General features: G+C 69.6%; 21 protein-coding genes. 18 read left to right on the forward strand and 3 right to left on the reverse strand.

Annotation, left to right across the window (positions count from 1 at the left end; all coding sequences use genetic code 11):
- Positions 1-13: 13 nt before the first annotated feature.
- The gene (locus tag R0232_RS39145; RefSeq protein WP_431514519.1) at positions 14-2,002 is read right to left on the reverse strand and encodes an ATP-binding protein; all 1,989 of its coding nucleotides are present in this window, start codon (positions 2,000-2,002) and stop codon (positions 14-16) included.
- A gap of 224 nt (positions 2,003-2,226) precedes the next feature.
- Here R0232_RS39145 and hisD point away from each other — a divergent pair, with 224 nt between their 5' ends.
- From hisD to R0232_RS39205, 12 genes are all read left to right on the forward strand, one after another.
- Positions 2,227-3,546, forward strand: coding sequence for a histidinol dehydrogenase (hisD, locus tag R0232_RS39150; RefSeq protein WP_208510808.1), 1,320 nt, complete (start codon positions 2,227-2,229; stop codon positions 3,544-3,546).
- Positions 3,543-4,313, forward strand: a complete 771-nt coding sequence (locus tag R0232_RS39155) for an SDR family NAD(P)-dependent oxidoreductase (RefSeq protein WP_431514520.1) — start codon at positions 3,543-3,545, stop codon at positions 4,311-4,313. Before hisD ends, R0232_RS39155 begins: the two co-directional genes overlap by 4 nt.
- Positions 4,310-5,359: a LacI family DNA-binding transcriptional regulator gene (locus R0232_RS39160; protein WP_431514521.1), complete on the forward strand. Its 1,050-nt coding sequence runs from the start codon at positions 4,310-4,312 to the stop codon at positions 5,357-5,359. Before R0232_RS39155 ends, R0232_RS39160 begins: the two co-directional genes overlap by 4 nt.
- Positions 5,360-5,401: 42 nt before the next feature.
- A complete protein-coding gene (locus R0232_RS39165) occupies positions 5,402-6,379 on the forward strand; it encodes a Bug family tripartite tricarboxylate transporter substrate binding protein (protein WP_431514522.1) in 978 nt (325 codons plus the stop codon).
- A gap of 10 nt (positions 6,380-6,389) precedes the next feature.
- Complete coding sequence (locus R0232_RS39170) at positions 6,390-7,406, forward strand: Bug family tripartite tricarboxylate transporter substrate binding protein (RefSeq protein WP_431514523.1); 1,017 nt, start codon at positions 6,390-6,392, stop codon at positions 7,404-7,406.
- On the forward strand, positions 7,403-8,113 hold the full coding sequence (locus R0232_RS39175) for an RraA family protein (protein WP_431514524.1): 711 nt from the start codon (positions 7,403-7,405) through the stop codon (positions 8,111-8,113). The genes R0232_RS39170 and R0232_RS39175 overlap by 4 nt, the downstream gene beginning before the upstream one ends.
- Positions 8,114-8,147: 34 nt before the next feature.
- A complete protein-coding gene (locus R0232_RS39180; protein ID WP_431514525.1) occupies positions 8,148-8,939 on the forward strand; it encodes an HpcH/HpaI aldolase family protein in 792 nt (263 codons plus the stop codon).
- Complete coding sequence (locus R0232_RS39185) at positions 8,939-9,862, forward strand: SMP-30/gluconolactonase/LRE family protein (RefSeq protein ID WP_431514526.1); 924 nt, start codon at positions 8,939-8,941, stop codon at positions 9,860-9,862. The genes R0232_RS39180 and R0232_RS39185 overlap by 1 nt, the downstream gene beginning before the upstream one ends.
- Before the next feature lie 8 nt (positions 9,863-9,870).
- Entirely contained in the window at positions 9,871-10,692 is an 822-nt protein-coding gene (locus R0232_RS39190) for an N-acyl homoserine lactonase family protein (RefSeq protein ID WP_431514527.1), read from the forward strand.
- Between the two features lie 117 nt (positions 10,693-10,809).
- Positions 10,810-11,787 (forward strand): Bug family tripartite tricarboxylate transporter substrate binding protein, encoded by a 978-nt coding sequence (locus R0232_RS39195; RefSeq protein WP_431514528.1) that lies wholly within the window; start codon positions 10,810-10,812, stop codon positions 11,785-11,787.
- 67 nt (positions 11,788-11,854) lie between these two features.
- On the forward strand, positions 11,855-12,745 hold the full coding sequence (locus tag R0232_RS39200; RefSeq protein WP_431514529.1) for a helix-turn-helix transcriptional regulator: 891 nt from the start codon (positions 11,855-11,857) through the stop codon (positions 12,743-12,745).
- A 25-nt stretch (positions 12,746-12,770) separates the two neighbouring features.
- Positions 12,771-13,412, forward strand: coding sequence for a glutathione S-transferase family protein (locus tag R0232_RS39205; protein WP_431514530.1), 642 nt, complete (start codon positions 12,771-12,773; stop codon positions 13,410-13,412).
- A gap of 69 nt (positions 13,413-13,481) precedes the next feature.
- On the opposite strand, the gene R0232_RS39210 is transcribed toward R0232_RS39205, so the two are convergent.
- On the reverse strand, positions 13,482-14,042 hold the full coding sequence (locus R0232_RS39210; RefSeq protein WP_431514531.1) for a hypothetical protein: 561 nt from the start codon (positions 14,040-14,042) through the stop codon (positions 13,482-13,484).
- Between the two features lie 254 nt (positions 14,043-14,296).
- Here R0232_RS39210 and R0232_RS39215 point away from each other — a divergent pair, with 254 nt between their 5' ends.
- The 4 genes from R0232_RS39215 to R0232_RS39230 all read left to right on the forward strand — a co-directional run bounded on the left by R0232_RS39215 (position 14,297) and on the right by R0232_RS39230 (position 18,318).
- On the forward strand, positions 14,297-14,722 hold the full coding sequence (locus R0232_RS39215; RefSeq protein WP_431514532.1) for a CopG family transcriptional regulator: 426 nt from the start codon (positions 14,297-14,299) through the stop codon (positions 14,720-14,722).
- A 30-nt stretch (positions 14,723-14,752) separates the two neighbouring features.
- Complete coding sequence (locus tag R0232_RS39220; RefSeq protein WP_431514533.1) at positions 14,753-15,838, forward strand: extracellular catalytic domain type 1 short-chain-length polyhydroxyalkanoate depolymerase; 1,086 nt, start codon at positions 14,753-14,755, stop codon at positions 15,836-15,838.
- Positions 15,839-16,921: a serine hydrolase domain-containing protein gene (locus R0232_RS39225; RefSeq protein WP_431514534.1), complete on the forward strand. Its 1,083-nt coding sequence runs from the start codon at positions 15,839-15,841 to the stop codon at positions 16,919-16,921.
- A 182-nt stretch (positions 16,922-17,103) separates the two neighbouring features.
- Positions 17,104-18,318 carry a GAF domain-containing sensor histidine kinase gene (locus tag R0232_RS39230; RefSeq protein ID WP_431514535.1) on the forward strand — a complete coding sequence of 405 codons (1,215 nt, stop codon included), beginning with the start codon at positions 17,104-17,106 and terminating at the stop codon, positions 18,316-18,318.
- On the opposite strand, the gene R0232_RS39235 is transcribed toward R0232_RS39230, so the two are convergent.
- Positions 18,315-19,022, reverse strand: coding sequence for a GntR family transcriptional regulator (locus R0232_RS39235; protein WP_431514536.1), 708 nt, complete (start codon positions 19,020-19,022; stop codon positions 18,315-18,317). The two genes, R0232_RS39230 and R0232_RS39235, sit on opposite strands and share 4 nt — an antisense overlap.
- 357 nt (positions 19,023-19,379) lie before the next feature.
- On the opposite strand from R0232_RS39235, the gene hydA reads away from it, so the two are divergent.
- Together hydA and R0232_RS39245 are read left to right on the forward strand one after the other, a co-directional pair.
- Positions 19,380-20,813 carry a dihydropyrimidinase gene (hydA, locus tag R0232_RS39240; protein WP_431514537.1) on the forward strand — a complete coding sequence of 478 codons (1,434 nt, stop codon included), beginning with the start codon at positions 19,380-19,382 and terminating at the stop codon, positions 20,811-20,813.
- Between the two features lie 62 nt (positions 20,814-20,875).
- The gene (locus R0232_RS39245; protein WP_431514538.1) at positions 20,876-22,492 is read left to right on the forward strand and encodes an ABC transporter substrate-binding protein; all 1,617 of its coding nucleotides are present in this window, start codon (positions 20,876-20,878) and stop codon (positions 22,490-22,492) included.
- Positions 22,493-22,528 lie beyond the last annotated feature (36 nt).

Genomic DNA, 22,528 nt, shown 5'->3' on the forward strand with positions numbered 1-22,528 from the left:
ACGCCGTCGACGCTCAGGACCTGCGCCGCACCCGCGCGAGCACCTCGTGCACGGTCCGCGTCAGCACGGTGGGCTCCACCGGCTTGACCAGATGCTCGTCGAAGCCCGCCGCGCGCGTGCGCATCCGGTCGTGCGCCGCGCCCCAGCCCGTCAGGGCGACGATGGCGAGCTCCGCGCCGGCATGGCGCTCGCGCAGCCTCCCCGCGACCTCGTAGCCATCGATGCCCGGTAACCCCAGGTCGAGCAGCACGAGCTCGGGTTCGAGGCGCGCCGCCATGGCCAGGGCCTCGTGGCCGTCGCGCGCATCTTCCACCTGATGGCCCATGCCGCGCAGCAGCTCGATGAGGGTCTGCCGGCCGTCGTCGTTGTCCTCGACCACGAGGATCCGCCGGCCGCCCGCGGCGTCGGCTGGAACGGTTGCAACCGGCTCGGGGATTGGCGCGTCGGCCCGGACCGCGGAGGGCTCGCGCACGGGCAGCTCCACGGTGAAGGTGCTGCCCTCCCCGAGCCCGGGGCTGTCGACCCGGACCGTCCCGCCATGCAGCTCCATGAGCTTGCGGACCAGCGCGAGGCCCAAACCCAGGCCGCCTTGCGCATGGCGCCGGGTGTGCGGCAGTTGCGTGAACATCGAGAAGACCCGGGCATGGTCGGCGCTCGCCATCCCCAACCCGTCGTCGCGCACGGCAAGAACGGCGCGGCCATCTTCGATGCGTCCCGTCACCTCGATGTGGCCGCCTGGCGGCGTGTACTTCGCGGCGTTCGTCAGCAGGTTGCCGATCACCTGGACCAGGCGCGCGGGATCGACGTGCACCGGGATGCCCGCCGGCACGGCCACCGTCAGCCGATGCCGCTGGCTGTCGAGCAGCGCCTGGGTTCCCTCCACGGCGCGCGCCACCAGCTCGTCCAGTCGCGCATCCTCGCGCCGCAGCTCGATCAGCCCGCGATTGATGCGCGACACGTCCAGCAGGTCGTCGATCAGCCGGGCCATCAGGCTGACCTGGCGGTCGATCACCGCGAACTTGCCGGCGATCACCTCGGGCAAGGGATGGCGCGCCGCGATCGCGACCGCGTACTTGATGGGGGCCAGCGGATTCCTCAGCTCGTGCGCCAGCGTGGCGATGAACTCGTCCTTGCGCACGTCCTGCTCCTTGAGCATCGCGGCGTCGCGCGCGCGCTCGATGTGCGCCCAGCAGCGGTCGACCACCTCCGACACGAGCAGCAGCTCGTCCTTCGTCCAGCGGCGCGGCGCGGCCTGGTGCACGGCCATCATCGCGACCAGCCGCCCATCCTTGACCAGGCCGGCGCAGATGATGGCCTGGATGCCGATCGCGTTGAACATCCGGCCCCCGCCTTCGTCGCCGAGCTCGGCATCCACGAGGTGCCGGCCCTGGCGGAGGTTGGACGTGGCCTGGGGACCGAAGAGATCGAGCGAATAGACGCCGGCGCTGCTGGCGACACCCTCGCGCGCCCAGTCGCTGCGGATCGTGAAGCGATCGCTGTCGCTGTCCACGTCGGCATAGGCGCAGCGGGTCGCGCCCATCGCCTCGCCGAGCAGCCGGGCCGTGATCGCCATGATGCTGTCGGCCTCCTGCACGTGGCGCGTGGCCTGGCCGATCTGGTCGAGGATCTCCAGGCGCGTCTCGCCACCGGTGGCATGGTCCGGCCGGAGAAGGGGCTCCATCGCCGACGCGAAAACCATCCATTGCCCGGGCACGGCCGCATCGGCAAGGGGCGCCGCCTGGAGCAGGACCTGGTGCAACGTCCCGTCCCGCCCGGCGAGCCGGCAGGAGAAGGCCGCCGGCTTGCCCGAGGCGACGGCATCGCCCCACAGGCGCTTCGCCTCGGCGCGATCCCCGGCATGCACCGCGTCGAACCAGTGACCGTCCGCCAGGCCGTCGGGCTCCTGGCCCGTGAACTCGCGCCACCGTGGATCGGGCCGAGTGACCGCGCCATCCGCCGATGCGTACCAGACCAGGCTGCCGCCGATCGCTTTGACTGTCATGAACCGTCCATCTTCCGAAATGATCTCGTCCCGTTGCGTTCGCCCACCCGAGGCTCCCAGGACCCTATTGGCAAATGGGCGCACCGCGCGTGGGACGGCGCCTTGACCGCCCGCTGCGCCGGCCGACCCGTCGCCCGCGAACCTAGGGTAAACGCCTATTTGCATACGCATGCAAGCTTCTGACATTGCATACGTATGCAAGACGTTCACCCTGGAGCAATGGAATGATCAGATATCTCAAGCGCGGCAAGGACGTGCAGGTCCGCGCCGACGACGACGCGAAGGTCCGAGCGACCGTCGAGGGCATCGTGAAGGCGATCGAGGCACGCGGCGACGAGGCCGTCCACGAGTACAGCCGCCAGTTCGACAACTGGGACCCGGAGGACTTCCGCCTCGGCGCGGATGCCATCGAGAAGGCGCGCCGCAGCCTGTCGGCGCGCGAGATCGAGGACATCGCCTTCGCGCAGAAGCAGGTGCGCAACTTCGCGCAGATCCAGCGCGATTCGATGAAGGACGTGGAGGTCGAGACCTATCCCGGCGTGATCCTCGGCCACCGCAACATCCCGATGGACGCGGTGGGCTGCTACATCCCCGGCGGCAAGTACCCGCTGCTCGCCTCGGCCCACATGAGCGTGCTGACCGCGAAGGTGGCCGGCGTCAAGCGCGTGGTCGCGACGGCGCCGCCCTACCAGGGCGCGCCGCACCCGGCCATCGTCACCGCGATGGCCATGGCCGGGGCCGACGAGATCCTGGTGCTCGGCGGCGTGCAGGCCGTGGTCGCGATGGCCGTGGGAACGCCGCGCATCGCGCCGGTCGACATGCTGGTGGGCCCGGGCAACATGTACGTGGCCGAGGCCAAGCGCCAGCTCTACGGCCGCGTGGGCATCGACCTGTTCGCCGGCCCCACCGAGACGCTGGTGATCGCCGACGATTCGGCCGACGGCGAGATGTGCGCGGTCGACCTGCTGGGCCAGGCCGAACACGGCCCGACCTCGCCGGCGATCCTGCTGACCACCAGCGAACGGCTGGCGCGCGACACGATGGCCGAGATCGAACGCCAGCTGACGATCCTGCCGACGGCCGCCATCGCCTCGGTGGCGTGGGCCGGCTACGGCGAAGTCATCGTCTGCGACACGCAGGAGGAGATGCTCGCCAAGGCCAACGAGCTGGCCTTCGAGCACGTGCAGGTGCTCACGCGCGACCCCGACTACTTCCTCGAGCACATGACGAACTACGGCGCGCTCTTCCTCGGCCCGCGCACCAACGTGAGCTTCGGCGACAAGGTCATCGGCACCAACCACACGCTGCCGACCAACCGCAACGCGCGCTACACGGGCGGCCTGTGGGTGGGCAAGTTCCTCAAGACCTGCACCTACCAGAAGGTGCTGACCGACGAGGCCAGCGCGGCCATGGGCGAGTACTGCTCGCGCCTTTGCCACATGGAGAACTTCGCCGGCCATGGCGAGCAGGCCAACCTGCGCGTGCGCCGCTACGGCACGCGCGCCGAGGTGCCCTGGTACCAGCCGGTGCCGGCGCTGGCATGACGGGCGCGCTGCCGCCCTCGCCGGGCTTTCGCGTCGACGGCCAGCGCGCGCTGGTGACCGGCGCGGGCCGCGGCATCGGCCTGGCCGCGGCGGCCGCGCTGGCGCGCGCCGGCGCGCACGTCACGCTCGCGGCCCGCTCCGAGGCCCAGCTGATCGAAGCCCGCGAGCTGATCCGCGCCGAAGGCGGCGCCTGCGATCACCTCGTGCTCGACGTGACCGACTCGGCCGCGGTCACGCGTTCGCTCGGCGCGCTCGCGCCGTTCCGCATCCTCGTGAACAACGCCGGGCTGAACCGGCCCAGGCCGCTGGTGGAGGTGGAGGACGAGGACATCGACGCGGTGCTCGACCTCAACGTCAAGGCCACGCTCTACGTCACGCGCGCGGTGGCGCGCGGGCTGGTCGAGGCCGGGCTGCCGGGTTCGATCATCACGGTCTCCTCGCAGATGGGCGTGGTCGGCAGCCCGCGCCGCACGCTCTATTGCGCCAGCAAGCACGCCGTCGAGGGCATGACCAAGGCCCTGGCCTGGGAGCTCGGCGCGGCCGGCATCCGCGTCAACACGGTGTGCCCGACCTTCATCGAGACCGCGATGACCGCCGGCATGTTCGCCGACCCGGACTTCCGCGGCTGGGTGACGCAGCGCATCGCGCTCGGGCGGCTCGGCCGCACCGAGGAGATCATGGGCGCCATCGTCTTCCTGGCCAGCGGGGCCTCGAGCCTGGTCACGGGCAGCGCGCTGATGCTCGACGGCGGCTGGAGCGCCGCATGAGGTCGACCGCCACCGCGCAGGACGTCGCGAAGCTCGCGAAGGTGTCGCAGTCGGCGGTCAGCCGTACCTTCACGCCCGGCGCCAGCGTCTCGGAGGACACGCGCAACCGGGTCATGATCGCGGCCAAGACGCTGGGCTACCGTCCCAACGCGATGGCGCGCAGCCTGATCACGCGCCGCAGCCGCATCATCGCGCTGGTGATGGGCTACCTCGAGAACCAGTTCTATCCGCTGGTGATCCAGGAGCTGTCGCAGAAGCTGCAGAAGCAGGGCTACCACGTGCTGATGTTCATCAGCGACGGCGACGAGACCGACGGCGTGCTCGACGAGATCCTGCAGTACCAGATCGACGGCATCGTCATCGCCTCGGCCATGCTCTCGCCCGCGCTCGCGCGCCAGTGCGCCGACTCGGGCGTGCCGGTGGTGCTGTTCAACCGCGTTCCCGACACCAGCGCCTTCGCGCGCCACACCACCTGCTCGGTCACCTCGGACAACTTCGAGGGCGGCCGGATGGCGGCGAGGCTGCTGCTGGACCGGGGCCACAAGCGCATCGCCTTCCTCGCCGGCCTCGAGAAGTCGTCCACCAACCACGAGCGCGAGCGCGGCTTTCGCGAGGTGCTCGCGGCCGAGGGCCTGAGCGTGTTCCGCCGCGAGGTCGGCCACTACGACTTCGAGCGGGCGGCCGAGGCCGCGCGCGCCATGTTCGCCGGCCTGCCGGCCGCGCGGCGCCCCGACGCGGTGTTCGTGGCCAACGACCACATGGCGATCGCGGTGATGGACGTGCTGCGCCAGGAGCTCGGACTGCGCGTGCCGGAAGACGTGAGCGTGGTCGGCTTCGACGACGTGCCGCAGGCCGCCTGGGGCGCCTACCGGCTCACGACCGTGGTGCAGGCGGTGGGACCGATGGTGGACGCCACCGTCGAACTGCTGCACGAGCAGATGCAGGACGACGCGCAGCCGCGCAACGTGGTGATTCCGTGCAGCGTGGTCGAGCGCGACTCGGTGCGCGCCGCCACGTCACGACGCCGCAAGGCCGCGCAGGCCTGAGACCCCATTTCTTCGACAACAACCAGCTTCCCTGGAGACTCCATGCATTCCCGAATCCGCCCGCTGCTCGTCGCGGCACTGGCGCTGTGCGCCTTCGCCGGCAGCGGCCACGCCCAGCCGGCCTGGCCGGCCAAGCCGATCAAGTACATCGTTCCCTTCGCGCCCGGTGGCGTCTCCGACGGCGTGGCGCGCCTCGTGGCGCAGCACCTGTCGGAACGCCTGGGCCAGCCCGTGATCGTGGACAACCGGCCGGGCGTCTCCGGCATCGTCGGCACGCAGGTCGCCGCGCGCTCGCCGGCCGACGGCTACACGCTGATGGGCGGCACCATCACGACCCACGCGGTCAACCCCTTCTTCACGAAGAGCCTGGGCTACGACCCGGTCGCCGACTTCGTGCCGGTCAACCTGGTCGGCATGGTGAGCAACGTGCTCGTCGTGCCTTCGGCCAGCCGCTTCAATTCGGTGGCGCAGGTCATCGCCGAGCTCAAGGCGAAGCCCGAGAGCCTCACCTACGGCACCGCGGGCGCGGGCACCTCGCAACACCTGTCGGGCCAGCTGTTCGAGAACATCACGCAGACACGCATGCGCCAGATCATCTACAAGGGCGGATCGCAGGCCATGGTCGACCTCGTGGGCGGGCAGATCGACATGGTGTTCGAGACCGTGGCGGCCGCGCGCCCGATGATCGACGGCAAGCGCGTCAAGGTGCTGGGCATCACCTCCGCGAAGCGGCAGCCCGGCCTGCCCGACGTGCCGACCCTGGCCGAGGCGGGCGTGCCCAACTTCGAGATGCAGTCGTGGCAGGGCGTGTTCGCGCCGGCCGCCACGCCCAAGCCGATCGTCGACCGGCTGGGCCGCGAGATCGCGGCCGTGGTGGCCCTGCCCGATGTGCAGGCCAAATTGCGCGGCCTCGGCGTCGAGCCCGACGGCCGTAGCTCCGAGGCCTTCACCGCGTTCCAGCGCGCCGAGATCGCGAAATGGGGCAAGGTGATCAAGGACGCGGGCATCCAGGCCGAGTGAAGGATCGATGATGAAGACATTCGCCAGCGCCTTCCGGCGCGCCATCGCCCTCGCCACCCTGGGCACCGCCGCCTTCGCGGCCTCGATCGGCAGCGCGCACGCGCAGGCGCCGCAAGGCCCCGCGGGCTATCCATCCACCGGCCGGGTCGTGATCGTGGTGCCGTTCGCGCCCGGCGGCGCGACCGACATCGTGGCCCGCCTGGTGGCCGACGAACTCGGCAAGCGCTGGGGCACCGCGGTGGTGGTCGACAACAAGGCTGGCGCGGGCGGCGGCATCGGCACCGAGTTCGTGGCGCGCGCCAAACCCGATGGCTACACGCTGCTGCTCGGCACCCAGACCGCCCTGTCGGTGAACCCCACGCTGCTCAAGAAGATCGCCTACAACGTCGAGCGGGACTTCGCCCCGGTCACCGGACTCGCGAGCACGCCGCTGGTGCTGCTGGCAGGCAACAAGTCGGGCGCCAAGGACGTGGCCGCACTCGTCGCCGCGATCAAGGCCAGGCCCGATGCGATCTCGTACGGCTCGAGCGGCCCCGGCACCTCGCAGCACCTGACCACGCTGATGTTCCTCAACCGCATCGGCGGCAAGGCCGTGCACGTGCCGTACAAGGGCAGCAGCCAGTCGCTGGTCGACCTGGCCGGCAACCAGATCGACATGCAGTTCGACAACATGACGACCGCGCTGGCGTTCGCGAAGAACAACCAGGCGAAGGCGCTGGCGATCACGAGCGAGGCGCGCTCGCCGCTCGCGCCCGAGCTGCCGACGCTCGCCGAATCGGGCGTGCCGGGCTTCGAGGCCTCGACCTGGCTGGGCCTGCTGGCGCCCGCGGCCACGCCGGCGCCGGTGCTGGCCTGGCTCAACGCGGAGGTGGTCTCGGTACTCAAGTCGCCCGCGGTGGCGGCGCGGCTCGCGGCCCAGGGCTTCACGCCGAAGCCGATGTCGCGCGCCGAGTTCGGCAAGTTCATCCAGGACGAGACGCACAAGTTCGCCGACCTGATCAAGGCCAACCAGGTCACGGTGGAATGAGCCGGCCGACCCTGGACGAGGCGCTGCTGCGCGCCCTGCGCGCAGTGGACACGCCGACGATCTGCAATGCGCTCGAGCTCGCCATGGGCAGCCGCAGCGCCAGCGGCTTCACCCATGGCACGCTGGTCGCGGCGCCCCATCCGATGACGCCGATGGTCGGCTTCGCCCGCACCGCGCGCATCCGCGCGGCGCAACCGTCGTCGCGCACGCCCGAGGCCTTGCGCCAGACGCGGCTGGACTACTACCGCCACGTCGCCCCCGCCGCCGGGGTGCCCACCGTGGTGGTCATGCAGGACCTCGACGAGCGGCCCGGCATCGGCTCGTTCTGGGGCGAGGTCAACTCTGCCGTGCACGAGGGCCTGGGCGTATCGGGCGTGCTGACCAATGGATCGGTGCGCGACCTGGGCGACCTGTCGCCTAGCTTCCCGATCCTGGCCGCGAGCATCGGCCCTTCGCATGCCTTCGTTCACATCCACGACGTAGGCACGCCGGTCGAGGTGTTCGGCCTGCGCGTCGTGCACGACGACCTGATCCATGCCGACCGCCACGGTGCGGTGTGCATCCCGTCGCAGCTGCTGCGGGAGCTGCCGGCGTGCATCGAGCTCGTGCGCCGCAAGGAAGCCCCGCTGCTCGCCGCGGCGCGTGCCGGGGGCTTCGGCCTGGCGCAGATCGAGGCGGCGCTGCGCGCGGCGGACGACATCCACTGACAACCAACGACAAGACCCGAAAAGGATTGCTCCCATGGACCACCATCCGCTCGACAACCGCCTGCCCCAGATGCTGCGCAGCGGCAAGCGCCTGCGCGGCGTCTTCAACGCGCTGCCGAGCCCCGCCATCGTCGAGATGGGCGGCTACGCCGGCTTCGACTTCGTCATCCTCGACAACGAGCACGGCAGCGCCAACCTCGAGACCACCGAGCACATGCTGCGCGCCGCGCGGGCCAGCGGCATCGCCACGGCCGTGCGCTGCCTGCGCCACGACATCTCGCGCGTGCTCGACATGGGCGCGGGCGGCGTGCAGATTCCCATGGTCGGCTGCGCCGAGGAGGCGCGCGACCTGGTGCAGCAGGTGCGCTATCCGGGCGTGGGCCGGCGCGGCAGCGCCTTCAGCCCGCGCGCGGCCGGCTACGGGGCCTTCCCGGGCGCCGCGCACACCACGCGCAGCAACGAGGGCATCGCGCTGATCGTGATGGTCGAGACGCCCGAGGCCGTGGAGCAGGCCGCCGAGATCGCGGCCGTCGACGGCGTGGATGCCGTGTTCGTAGGCCCCAACGACCTGTCGCATGCCATGGGCTTCGGCAACGACTGGAAGGCGCCCGAGGTGGAAGCCAAGATCGAGCAGGCGCTGCGTGCCGTGAGCGGCGCGGGCAAATGCGCGGGCGTCCTCGCCCTCACGCCCGAGGACGAGGACAAGTACGGCGCCTGGGGCGCGCGCTACTTCGCGAGCGTCACCACCAGCCTCATCACCCGCGCCTTCCAGCAGGCGTCGGCCGCGGGCGGCCGCCTGCCCTCGCAGGCGGGGCTGGGCTACTGATGACGCATTCCATCGTTGCCAGCGGGCTGCTGTTTCCCGAAGGCCCCGTGGCCTTGCCGGACGGGGGCATCGCCGTGTGCGAGATCGCGCGCGGCACCGTCTCGCGGGTGGATGCCGACGGCACCGTGTCGGTGATCGCGCACACGGGCGGCGGCCCCAACGGCATGGCCCTGGGCCCCGACGGCGCGCTCTACGTGTGCAACAACGGCGGCATGCGCTGGCCGCCGCACAGGGACGGCGAATGGCTGCGCCCGCTGCACGGCACGCCCGACGACTACGCCGGCGGCAGCATCCAGCGGGTCGATCCCGCCACGGGCGAGGTGCGCACGCTCTACACGCACTGCGGCGATGTGCGCCTGTGCGGCCCGAACGACCTGGTGTTCGACCGCGCGGGAGGCTTCTACTTCACCGACTTCGGCAAGACGCGCGAGCGCGACCGCGACATCGGCTGCGTCTATTACGCGCATCCCGACGGCACGCGCATCGTCGAGGTGGTCGAGCGGATCCTGAATCCGAACGGCATCGGCCTCTCGCCCGACCAGCGGACCCTCTACGTCGCGGAGACCGAGACCTCCAGGCTCTGGTCCTTCGGCATCGACGCACCGGGCGTCCTGGCGCGCCACGAGGACTCGCCGGCACCGCATGGCGGGCGGCTCGTCGTCGGCCTCGCCGGCTACCAGCGCTTCGACAGCCTGGCCGTGGAGGCCGGCGGAAACATCTGCGTGGCCACGCTGGTCACGGGGCAGGTCACCGTGGTGTCGCCCGAGGGCGAGGTGCTGCGGCGGGTGCAGCTGCCCGATCCGCAGACCACCAACCTCTGCTTCGCCGGCCCCGAGCTGCGCACCGCATGGATCACGCAGTCGTTCACCGGCACCCTGGTGCGCATGGACTGGCCCGCGCCCGGCCTGGCCCTCAACTTCTGAAGCCCAACGTGACGACCCCGACCCCCACCGATTCCAGCGACGACATCTACGAAGTGTTCGCGCTGCGCTATGCAGGCGTGCAGCGCCGGCGCATCGACAACTTCATCGGCATGGACGTGCACGACGGCCCCATGGCGATGGACTTCTACGTGTGGCTGCTGCGCTCGGCCAAGCGCACGATCCTGGTCGACACCGGCTTCACGGCCGAGACCGCCCGCGCGCGCAAGCGCGTGCTCGACCGCTACCGCTGCCCGATCGACGCGCTCCGGACGCTGGACGTCGATCCCGACACCGTCACCGACGTCGTGCTCACGCACCTGCATTTCGACCATGCAGGCAACCTCGCCAAGCTGCCCGTCGCGAGGTTCCACCTGCAGGACGCGGAGATGAGCTACGCGACCGGGCGCTGCATGTGCTTCGCGCCGATGCGCCATGCCTATTCCGTGGAGGACGTGGCCGAGCTGCTGCGCAAGGTCTACGCGGAGCGCGTGGTGTTCCACGACGGCGACGACCAGCTGGCGCCGGGCGTCGAGCTCCTGCTCATCGGCGGCCACACGCGCGGGCTGCAGTCGGTGCGCGTGCGCACGGCGCGCGGCTGGGTCGTGCTGGCCTCGGATGCGAGCCACTACTACGAGAACCACGAGGACGGACGGCCGTTCCCGATCGTCCAGGACATGGAGCAGATGCTCGCGGGCCAGCAGCGCCTGCGCGCGATGGCCGATTCGCCGCGCCACGTGGTGCCCGGCCATGACCCCGAGGTGCTGCGGCGCTATCCCGCGATGAACGCGGACCCCGACACCGTCTGCCTGCACATGGCGCCGATCGACTGACGCGCCGGCGCCCGTCGGGCGCCCTGCCACCTTTTCGCCCCGACACGCGCCGCCCGCCGGCGGCGCGCGGGGACGCCTGTTCCTTTTTTTTCTTTCAAACCACAAGGAGACCTATCCATGAACCTCGTCCAACTGGCACGCGCCACCCTCGCGGCGTTCGGCTTCGCCGCGATCGCGGCCTCGGCGGGCGCGCAGGGCTTTCCGGACAAGCCGATCCGCATCGTCGTGCCCTATCCACCGGGCGGTTCCGCCGACTCGATCGCCCGCCAGCTGGGCGTCCAGCTGACGAACTCGCTCAAGCAGCAGGTCATCGTCGACAACAAGCCCGGCGGCAACAGCGTGATCGCGGCGCAGAGCGTGGCGAACGCGGCCGGCGACGGCTACACGCTGCTGATCAGCGATCCCACCGCGCTCGCGATCAACCCGAGCCTGTTCCGCAAGCTGCCCTACGACCCGGTGAAGGACTTCGAGCCCGTGGGCCTGGTCGCGCGCTTCACCTTCGTGCTGCTGGTCAATTCGGCCTCGCCGATCCGCAGCGTGAAGGACTTCGTCGAGGCCGCGCGCGCTCGGCCCGGCAAGATGAACTACGGCTCGGCGGGCACGGGCACGCCGGTGCAGCTGGCCACCGAGATCTTCAAGGACCTGACGCACGTGGACCTCACACACGTGCCCTACAAGGGCGCCGCGCCGGCCGTCAACGACCTGATGGCCAACCAGATCGACGCCATGTTCACCGACCTCGCGAGCGGCTTCCCGTTCATCCAGTCGGGCAAGGTGCGCGCGCTCGTGATCACCAACGCGCAGCGCGTGCCGGCCCTGCCCGACGTGCCCACGCTGGCGGAGTCGGGCTATCCGGGCTTCAAGCTCGGGGGCTGGTACGGCATCTCGGCGCCGAAGAAGACGCCCGCCGCGGTGATCGCGACCTTGAACACCGCGATCCGCAACGCGGTGGCGAGCCAGCCGCTCAACGGCTGGATCAGCGGGCAGAACTTCGAGCCCGCCGCGACCACGCCCGCGGAGTTCGCGGAGATCGTCCGCCGCGACGGACAGCAATGGGGCGACACCGTGCGCCGGCTCGACATCAGGATCGACTGATCGGATCGGCACCGAAGTCGAGCGCCGCGGCACCGACCGGCCGCGCGCACGGGCCTAGACTGCCTGCATGCCAGCAGGTCTTCGCGCTTCGGTCCCCGTCCTTCCCCCCGCCGCCGACGGCGCGCCGCTGGCCCGGGCGCTGCATGCGCGCGCGGGCATCGGCATCGCGGCACAGGTGGTGCAGGGGCGCGGGCTCGCGGTCCTGCGCATGCGCGTCGAGCAACCCGCGCTCGTGTTCGTGGCCCGCGGCATTAAGACCGTGCACGCGGCGCAGGAGAAGGCCGTGCGCGCGCTGCCGGGCCAGGCACTGGTGCTCGCGGGGCAGCAGACGGTCGACTTCCACAACGAGATCACCGAGGGCGCGCACTACGAGGCGCGCTGGCTGGTGTTCGACAACGCGCTGCTGGAGGACCCCGGCTATCGCGCCCGCGCCGCCGAGCAGGAGGCCCGCGGCGTGGCGCCGGCTCCCGCACGGCTGCTGGCGCAGCCCTCGCAGGCGCTGGCACACGCCTTCGAATCCGCGCGGCTCGGCCTGTGCAGCGCCGCCATTCCCGATGCCATCGCGCGGCTACGGCTGCTGGAAACCATGCACTGGCTGCTCGAGCATGGCGTGGTCCTGCGCAACCCGGCGGTGCGTCCCGATGTCTCGACCCGCGTGCGTGCGCTGATCGCCGGACGCCTGGCCGATGCATGGCCGGCCGACCGCGTGGCGCGCGAGCTGGCGCGATCGCAGGCCAGCCTGCGCCGGCGCCTCGCGGCCGAGGGCACATCGCTCACGCAGCTGCTGACCGACGCCAGGATGGCGACCGCGCTCACCCTGCTGCAGGCCACGAACCGGCCGGTCACCGAGGTCGCGCTCGCGGTCGGCTATGAATCTCCCTCGCGCTTCGCGGTGCGCTTCCGCCACCGCTTCGGCTTCGCGCCCACCGCAGTGCGCGGCCACGAACGCAGCCCCTGAAAACTCCCCTACCCAGGCAACATCCATGATCAAGATCCACCATCTCGGGCATTCGCAATCGGAACGCATCCTCTGGCTCTGCGAAGAACTCGGCCTGCCCTATCGACTGCGGCACTACACGCGCGACCCGGTGACGCGCCTCTCGCCGCCCGAACTGGTTGCCCTGCATCCGCTGGGTGCCGCGCCCGTGCTCGAGGACGGCGACCTGCTGCTGGCCGAATCCGCCGCGATCGTGGAGTACCTGATCGGCCGGCATGGCGCGGGGCGCCTGAAGCCCGGCCCCGAGCATCCCGACTACGCGGCCTTCCTCTACTGGTTCCACTTCGCCAACGGCAATCTGCAGCCCACGCTGCTGCGGCTCATGACCGTGGGCCGGGCCACCGCGGGGTCGGACCATCCGGTGCTCGCGGCCACGCGCGATCGCTTCGCGCGCCTGATGGCGCTGATGGAAGCCCGGCTCGCCGAGGTGCCCTGGCTCGCGGGCGAGGACTTCAGCGCCGCGGACATCATGAACGTGTTCTCGCTCACGACGATGCGCCTGTTCATCCCGGTCGACCTGGCGCCGTATCCGGGCATCCGCGCCTACCTGCAGCGCATCGGCGAGCGGCCGGCCTATCGGCGGGCCATGGCGAAGGGGGACCCCGATCTCGTGCCGCTGTTGTCCTGATGCGCCCGGGCCGCCCGCGCGGCGTCGGAGCGCCGGGCGGCCATCGTTCTCGTCACCGGCCCTGGTCCCTCAAGCGGTGTGCGCCTGACTCTGCATCAGGCCGAGGATCTCCGCTCTGCGGATACCGAATTCCACCAGCTGGCGCTTCGCTTCCTCGATCGTTCTGTCGAGCTTGACGAGGTGCCCGGCGATCTCGCGGTTTCCCGACTCGACCAGCCGGATGGCTTGCCACGCGGCCAGCGAATCCTCCGACAGCCCGACGAGGATGTTGACGCCGGGAATGAACGCCGTGAGGGCCTTGCGCTCCAGTTCCTCGACGATCGCCTGCTTGAGCAGGGACAGCACGGGCTTCCAGGCGCCATCGAGGCGGGTGCCGCTCCTGGCGAGCTTTGCGTACAGCTGCTGCACGAGCACCTGGTACATGGTGTTCGCGCTCTTCAGCTCGAAGGCATTGAGCACCACATTCAGCGGAATCAGCGTGACGTTGGACAACACGGCGACCGTCCCCCACGCATCGGCCGCCGATCGCGTGCGCGCGAGGTCGCTGCGTACCTGCGTCAGCAACTGGATGCCGTCCTGGATCGCGAGCTGCTTTCTTCCGAGGGTCTCGAACTGGGTGGCCATGTTCACGATGGAGCTCCTGCTGGGGTGTCGAGGGGAGGCAAGGCGGTCGCGAGCGCAAACGGCCCTGCGCCATCGCCACGAGAAGGAATCTTGTCGAGCTCTACGCGCCTCGTCTTCTCCCGGACAGGGTATGGCGGAAGGCGTACGGCTCGAAGCCGCGTTTCCCCGGCCTCGCAGCGAAGACCCTGCATTCGGAAATGGAGTGCGTAACAGTACTTGCCATCCATCCACCATCCACACAGATGGTGATAGGATGGCCCATGCCGACCAAAACCCGCCCCGCCCCCGTCGTCACCCGCGCCCCCGAATCCGAGAAGATCACCATCAACATGGGCTTCGTCGACCTCGGGCAGGTCGATCTGCTGGTGGCCGAGGGCTTCTATTCGAACCGCACGGACTTCATCCGCACGGCGATACGCACGCACCTCGCGACGCATGCCGACGCGCTGCGCCAGGCGGTGTCGCGCAACATGCTGGTGCTGGGCCTGCAGCGCTTTTCCGCGGCCGACCTGGAGGCCGTTCGCGCGGCCGGCGAGACGCTGCAGATCCGCGTGCTCGGCCTGGCCGTCATCGCCCCCGAGGTGAGCCCCGCGCTCGCCAAGGCCACCATCGGCTCGCTCACCGTGCTCGGTGCCCTCCACGCGTCGCCGGCCGTCAAGACCGCGCTGGCCGACCGCATTCGCTGACCTGCCGGTCGGCACCCAACGGACTCATCGATGAACACACTCTTCTCGGGCCTGATGCGCGACGCCGCCCGGCTCACGCGCGACGGCCGCCTCGCGGATGCCACGCAGCTCATTCAACGCGCATTGCGAGGCGGAACGTCGCCCGCCGAGGCGCCCACCACGACATCTCAAGCGGTGGTGGAAGACGACGTGATCGAAGCGCAGGTGCGTGTGGTCGAAGTGGAGCAGACGCCCGAACCGCGCGAATCCAAAGCGGCCGACGCATGGACCCCGGGCAGCTTCACGCACCAGGGCCGCAGCGTCGACTACATGCTCTTCGTGCCCGCATCGGCCTCGGCGCAACCGGCGGCCGCCCCGCCCCTGGTGCTGATGCTCCACGGCTGCACCCAAGGCGCGGCGGACTTCGCGGCGGGCACGCGCATGAACGAACACGCGCGCGAGCGCGGCTGCATCGTGCTCTACCCCGAGCAGGCGAAGCGTGCCCATGGCCAGAAGTGCTGGAACTGGTTCAAGACCCAGCACCAGCAACGCGGACGCGGAGAGCCCGCGCTGCTCGCCGCGCTGACCGAACACATCGTCGCGCAGCAGCAGGCGGACCGTTCGCGCGTCTATGTGGCGGGCCTCTCGGCCGGCGGTGCCATGGCCGACGTGCTGGGCCATTGCTATCCCGATCTCTATGCCGCGGTCGGCGTGCATTCGGGGCTGCCGCACGGCGCGGCGCACGACATGATGAGCGCGTTGAATGTCATGCGCACCGGGGCACCCGAGGCGCGCGCCGGTGCGGCGAAGGGATCGCAGCCAACCATCGTCTTCCACGGCGACGCGGACCCGACGGTGCATCCCGGCAACGGACGCGCGATCGTCGCGGGCGCGACGCCCGGAACGGTCAGCGAAGGCCGTTCCGCGGCGGGCCGGCGCTACACGCGGACCGTCCATGCCGCATCGCCGGGCCAAGGCGACGCCGAACACTGGCTGCTCCATGGCGCGGGCCATGCCTGGTCCGGAGGCAGCGCGGCGGGCAGCTACACGCAACCCGATGGCGTCGATGCCAGCCGCGAGATGCTGCGCTTCTTCCTGGCCCATCGCCTGCCTCTGGCCGACGCGCGGGAGCCTTGAATGGGCTCGAGACGCGCCTTCGTGCTCGGTGCATCGGCGCTGGCTTCCGGCATCGGCGCGCCGGCGGCCCTGGCACAGACCACGGTCCTCGCGCCCTCACCGGCCTGGGCCCAAGCCAGGCCCGAGACGCAAGGCTTCCCGACGGGCGCGCTCGATCGCCTGTTCGAAACGGGAAGCCTGGTGCCCGCGCTTCGAGCCCTCGTCGTCGTCCGCAACGGCCGCCTCGTCGGCGAGCGCCACTACGCGGGCACCACGCCCGACGATCTGCTGCCCATCCACTCGGCGACCAAGAGCATCGTCTCGCTGCTGGTCGGCCAGGCCGTGGCGCAGGGCAAGCTGAAGAGCGACCTCTCGCAGACCGTGGCAGAGCTGCTGCCGGACTTGGCCGCCCGGTTTCCCAACGCCGCCGCCAACGGCCTGACGCTGCGGCAGATTCTTTCGGGAACGACCGGACTCGCCTACGACTACCGGCTTCAAGCCCGCGCGCTCTCGATCTCCGCCGACCCGGCGATCTATGCGATGGGCCTCGAGGCCGATGCCCAGCCACCGGGCCATTGGTCGTACAACGATGCCGCCATCGCGCTGCTGAGCCCGATCCTCGAGCGCGTTCAGGGCCTGGGCCTGGCCGCGCTGGCCCAGCGCGATCTGTTCGACGCGCTGGGGATCGCGCACTCCGCGTGGCAACGCGACAAGACCGGGCGTGCATTCGCGCACCGGGGCCTGTCCCTTCGCACCGCCGACCTCGCGAAGGTGGCGTGGCTGGTCGCGGACGGCGGCCGATGGAACGACCGGGTCGTCGTGCCGTCGCGCTGGATCGAGGACAGCACGCGCGCGCAGACGCCGGGCGCCTGGTCGATCCCGCCCATCGGGCCGACCGCGTACGGCTACCTGTGGTTCACCGGGCGGCTTCACGGCACCCCGGTCGCGTGGGCCTGGGGCTATGGCGGCCAGTTCGCCTTCGTGGCACCGGCGCTGCGGCTGGCCATCGCGACCGCGGCCACCGATCCCGGGCCCCGGGAGCTGCAGGCGCAGACGACGGCGATGATGGCGCTCGTGGCCCAGGCCGTGGCGCTGGCCGGGTGACGAGACGCCCCGGCGCATGCGCGCGCAAGCTGCGCCGCCACAGTGTCTTTTGCCATAGGCGCATTCCGTTTCTTGCTCGACAATGGCCGCGGACAGGGCCTTTTGCCTGACGTACGGGCCCCATCGATCATCGAACGACAGACCGGATGCTTCCGGTCACCCCGAGTCAGGACGACCCCCGAATGGAATCCCTGGAACTGGCCGACCACATCCGGCGCGACGTCGAGGCCATCGGCCGGATCAGCGCGGTGCCCTCGATGCTGCGGCTGATCTGCGAGCAGACCGGCATGGGCTTCGCCGCCGTCGCGCGCGTCGATGGCGACAGCTGGACCGCCTGCGCGGTGCTCGACCGGATCAACTTCGGCCTCAAGCCCGGCGGCCAGCTCGAGCTGCACACGACGCTGTGCGTCGAGTCGCGCGCGGCGCGCCAGCCCATCGCCTTCGACCACGCCAGCACGCACCCGGTCTTCCGCACGCACCACACGCCGCGGCTCTACAGCATCGAGAGCTACATCTCGGTGCCGATCGTCAAGGGCGACGGCAGCTACTTCGGCAACCTCTGCGCGATCGACCCGACGCCGCACGGCGTCGACAACGCCCGCACCATCGCGATGTTCCAGGGCTTCGCCGACCTGATCGGCCACACGCTCGAACTCGAGGACCGGCAGAGCGCCACCGAGGTCGCCCTGTTCGATGCCGAGGCCACCGCCGAGCTGCGCGACCAGTTCATCGCCGTGCTCGGCCACGACCTGCGCAATCCGCTGGCCTCGCTCAGCGCCATCGGCGAACTGCTGGCCCGGCGCGCGGCCGACCCCGACAGCACGCGCGCGGGCCTGCGCATCCGCGCCACCACGAAGCGGATGGCCTCGCTGATCGAGGACGTGATGGACTTCGCGCGCGGGCGCATGGGCAACGGCCTCGACGTCGCGCGCGAGCAGATTCCCGACCTGGGCCTCGCGCTCGACGACGTGGTGGCCGAGATGCGCGCCGCGCATCCCGCGCGCACCATCGCCGCCGACATCCACGTGACGGACATCGTGCACGGCAGCCGCGGCCGCCTGCAGCAGGTGCTGTCGAACCTGCTGGGCAATGCCGTCTCGCACGGCGCGCCCGACAGCCCCATCGACGTGGCAGCCTGGACGCGCGACGGCTGGTTCGTGCTCAGCGTGAAGAACCAGGGCGAACCCATTCCGCCCGGCAACCTGCAGAAGATCTTCCAGCCCTACTGGCGACCCGCCGAGAGCCGCGGCCATGGCGGACTGGGCCTGGGGCTGCACATCTGCTCGCTGATCGTGAAGTCGCACGGCGGCACGCTGCAGGTGACCTCGACGGCGGAGCACGGCACGAGCTTCGTGGCGCGCATTCCGGTGCGGCCGGGGGTCGCGGCCGTCGCCTAGCTGGCCCCGAAGATGTCCTCGAGGTTGACCTCTTCAGGCTCCTGATTGAGGTTCACGCTCTTCTCGATGTGGTCGAGGTGATGCAGCATCAGCTGCGCGGCGCGCTCCGCGTCCTTCGACTTGATCGCCTCCACGATCAATGAATGCTCGTCGGCCCGGCAGCTTTCCGCCGGGGGCGCGTCGTACACCAGGATGATCAGGCAGGTCAGCGTCGACAGCTCGCGCTGCGTGCGCGCGAGCGTCGTGTTGCCGGCCAGGTCGGCGCACAGGTTGTGGAACTCGCCCGACAGGCGGATGACGGCCCGCTTGTCGCCACGCGTGCGTGCGCCCATCTCCTGGTCCACATGCGCGAGCAAGGCGTCGACCACCTCGGGCGTGGCCCGTTGCGCGAGCCGCCGCATGATCGCCGGCTCGATGACGCGGCGGGCCTCGAACACATCGCGCGCCTGCTCGATCGTCGGCCGGGCGACGAACGCCCCCTTGTTCGGGATGAGCTCGACGATCTGCTCGTAGGCAAACCGGGTCAGCACCTCCCGTATGCGGGGCCGGCTCACCTTGAAGATTTCGGCCAGGCGCTCTTCGGCCAGCTTGGTCCCCGGCAGCAGCCGGTGCTCCTGGATCGCGACGTAGATCTTTTCGTAGATCTCTTCGCTGCTGTCGCGCTCACGGCGCGGCGCGGGGATGGCGGTGGAAGGCGTAGACATGTTTCCAGGCATCGGTTCTGCTCAGGTGCCAACAATTTTTTAGAAGATTGTAGAAAGTCTAACACCGTGCCGCGGGCCGGCGGGCGCCTGGCCCCGGCTCACGGAAGACCGCGCCTCCTCTGAGGAAACGCCTGCCCAGCATAGCCGCAGCGCCAGCAGGGCCCTGCGAGCCGCCCCCCTTTCTCGTGCACCTCGTTCGAGGGTTTGCCCTCCCTTCTTTGCTGTCCAACAACCGGCTAAAGTTGTGTCAACAATCTTGCAGACAATATGGCACATGTTTTGCAAACACAATTCAGCAGCCGTTATTAGTCAAAGAAAGCTCATTTTGTTGAACATTTTTGGTGCGAAAGAACCCAAGTGAGTGCATCCCCTTTTGATCTAGTGATCCGCAACGCCCGCGCGGCGACGGCTTCGGACGTGTTCGACACCGACATCGGCATCAAGGACGGCCGGATCGTCCAGCTGGGGCTGGACCTTCCGCGAGGCAGCCGCGAGATCGACGCGAAGGGCCGCGTCGTCACCCCTGGCGGCGTCGACGCCCATTGCCACCTGGACCAGCCCTCGCCGCCGCCGGTCAGGATGGCCGACGACTTCGACACCGGGACCCTTTCCGCCGTCTGCGGCGGCACTACCACCGTCATCCCGTTCGCGGCACAGCAAAAAGGCGGCAGCCTGCGCGCCGCCGTCGAGGACTACCACCGGCGCGCGGACGGCATCGCCCATGTCGACTATGCGTTCCACCTCATCGTCAGCGATCCGACGCCCGAGGTGCTGAGTGCCGAGCTGCCCGCGTTGATCCGCGAGGGCTACACGTCGTTCAAGGCCTACATGACCTACGACGACCTGAAGCTCGACGACGGGCAGATCCTCGACGTGCTCGATGTCGCGAAGCGCCATGGCGCGATCGCGATGCTGCATGCCGAGAACTCGGACTGCATCGAATGGCTCACCCAGAGGCTCGAGGCCATGGGCCGCAGCGCGCCGCGCTTTCATGCGCACTCGCGCCCCATGCTGGTGGAGCGCGAAGCGACGCACCGCGCCATCGCGCTCGCCGAACTCGTGGACGTGCCGATCCTCATCGTTCATGTCTCGGGCCGGGAAGCCATCGAGCAGATCCGCTGGGGCCGCGCCCATGGATTGAACATCTTTGCGGAGACCTGCCCGCAGTACCTCTTCCTGACCGCGGAAGACCTGGGCATCGACGACAGCTACCACGGTGCGAAGTGCGTCTGCAGCCCGCCGCCGCGCGACAAGGCCAACCAGGAAGTCATCTGGAACGGCCTGCGAGACGGCCTCTTCACCGTGTTCTCGTCCGACCACGCGCCCTTCAAGTTCGATGGCCCCGACGGCAAGCACCCGAACGGCGAAGAGGTGGCCTTCCGCCACATCCCCAACGGCATTCCCGGGCTCGAGACGCGCATGCCCCTGCTCTATTCCGAGGGCGTGCTGAAGGGCCGCATCAGCCTCGAGAAGTTCGTCGAACTGACCGCCACCGGCCCCGCGAAGACCTACGGAATCCATCCGCGCAAGGGCGCCATCTGCATCGGCGCCGATGCGGACCTGGTGATCTGGGACGAGCGCGAGCTCACCATCCGCAACAGCGCACTGCACCACGCCGTCGACTACACCCCCTACGAAGGCATGCGGCTCGGCGCCTGGCCGGCCTTCACGCTGCTGCGCGGCGAAGTGCTGTGGGACGGCAGCTCCTGCGTCGGCCCGAGGAACCAGGGCCGCTTCATCGCAGCCGGTCGCCCGTCGATCCTGCCGCCCGCTCATCTCGCCGCGGCCTGAGGCCCGGCCCACCCGTGCGCCCTTCTCATTTCAACCACCCTCAGAAACTTGGAAAGCCAGCAATGAACATCAAGACCGACGTCGTGCAATCGCTCGCAGGGCCTGCCGCCCGGGCTCTCTTCGCGGCATCGCTGCTCGGCGCGGTCCTCGTGCCCGCCGCGTTCGCGCAGGATGCGAAATCGATCCTCGTGGTGGCCGGTCCCCGGACACCCGAGTCCCTCGACCAGGAATACCCGCCGACCGAGGCGACGCATGAAGCGAAGCGCAACATCTACGAGCGCCTGCTGGCCTACGACACGAAGACGGTCGACGGCGTCAAGGTCGAGAACTTCGACAAGCTCGTCGGTGCGCTCGCCGAACGGTGGGAGGTCTCGGCGGACAAGACCTCCATCACCTTCTTCCTGCGCAAGGGCGTGAAGAGCGCGGCCGGCAACGAGCTGCGCGCCGACGACGTGATGTGGTCGTTCGAGCGCGGCTGGAACAAGAACGCCAACTTCCGCTGGTACATGAACCAGATCCTCGGCATCAGCAAGTACGAGGACGCGTTCAAGAAGATCGACGACATGTCGGTCAAGGTGACGCTGCCGAAGACCTCTCCGCTCATCGAGCGCATCTGGGTCAACAACGACCTCGGCATCCTCGACGCGACGGCGGCGAAGAAGAACGCCACCGCCGACGACGCCTGGGCATCGCGCTGGCTGGCGACGCATTCGGCATCGTTCGCGCCGTACCAGGTCACGAAGTTCCAGTCGGGCCAGGAGGTGGTCTACGAGGCCAACCCCAACTACTACCGTGGCGCGCCGCAGATCAAGAAAGTGATCTTCCGCGAGATGCCCACCTCCGCCAACCGGCTGGCGGCACTGCAGGCCGGCGCGGTCGACGTGGCCGAATGGCTCTCGCCGCGCGAGCTCGCCACGCTGGAGAAGAATCCCCAGCTGAAGGTGTGGCAGGTCTTCGGCAACTACATCCACCGCGTGGAGATGAACAACACCACGCCGCCGTTCGACAACCCCAAGGTCCGCCAGGCGCTGAACTACCTGGTTCCCCGCGAGGACATCCTGAAGGCCGTGTACTACGGCAAGGCCCGGCCGACCAAGAGCCCGATCTCCGAGATCTATCCGTCCTACACCGACCAGTACTTCAAGTACACCCTGGACGTCGAGAAGGCCAAGGCCCTGCTCAAGGAGGCCGGTCAGCCGTCGGGCTTCAAGACGCAACTCGGTTACCGCACCGGCGACCAGATCGAGGAGGAGATCGCCGTCATCCTGAAGACCGCCTTCGCGCGTGCCGGCGTGGAGGCCGAGCTCGTCAAGCTGCCCGCATCGACGCTGGTCGAGCGCTACTCCAAGGGCACCATCCCGATGTATTTCTTCCGCGACATGGCCATCGTTCCCGACGCCGCCTATGTCGCCAACCTGTGGCTCAACAGCGCATCGCTGATCAACTATCCCAAGTTCAAGAACGCGGAAGTCGACAAGCTGATCAACGAAGGTCTGTCGAGCACCGACGAAGCCAAGCGCGAAGCCGGCATGAAGCGCGTCCAGCAGATCGTGATGGACCAGGCGCCGTGGGTCTTTCTCATGAACCCGGGCTACCAGCTCGCCACGCGGGCCAATGTGACGGGCTACAGCTGGTACACGCCGAACAGCAACAACTGGTCCGACTTCTCGAAGAAGTGAACCCCGCCGTGCCGGGCGATCCGCGGCTTGCGCGGG

The sequence above is a fragment of the Variovorax sp. DAIF25 genome, from assembly GCF_050711835.1.
Lineage (GTDB): Bacteria > Pseudomonadota > Gammaproteobacteria > Burkholderiales > Burkholderiaceae_C > Variovorax.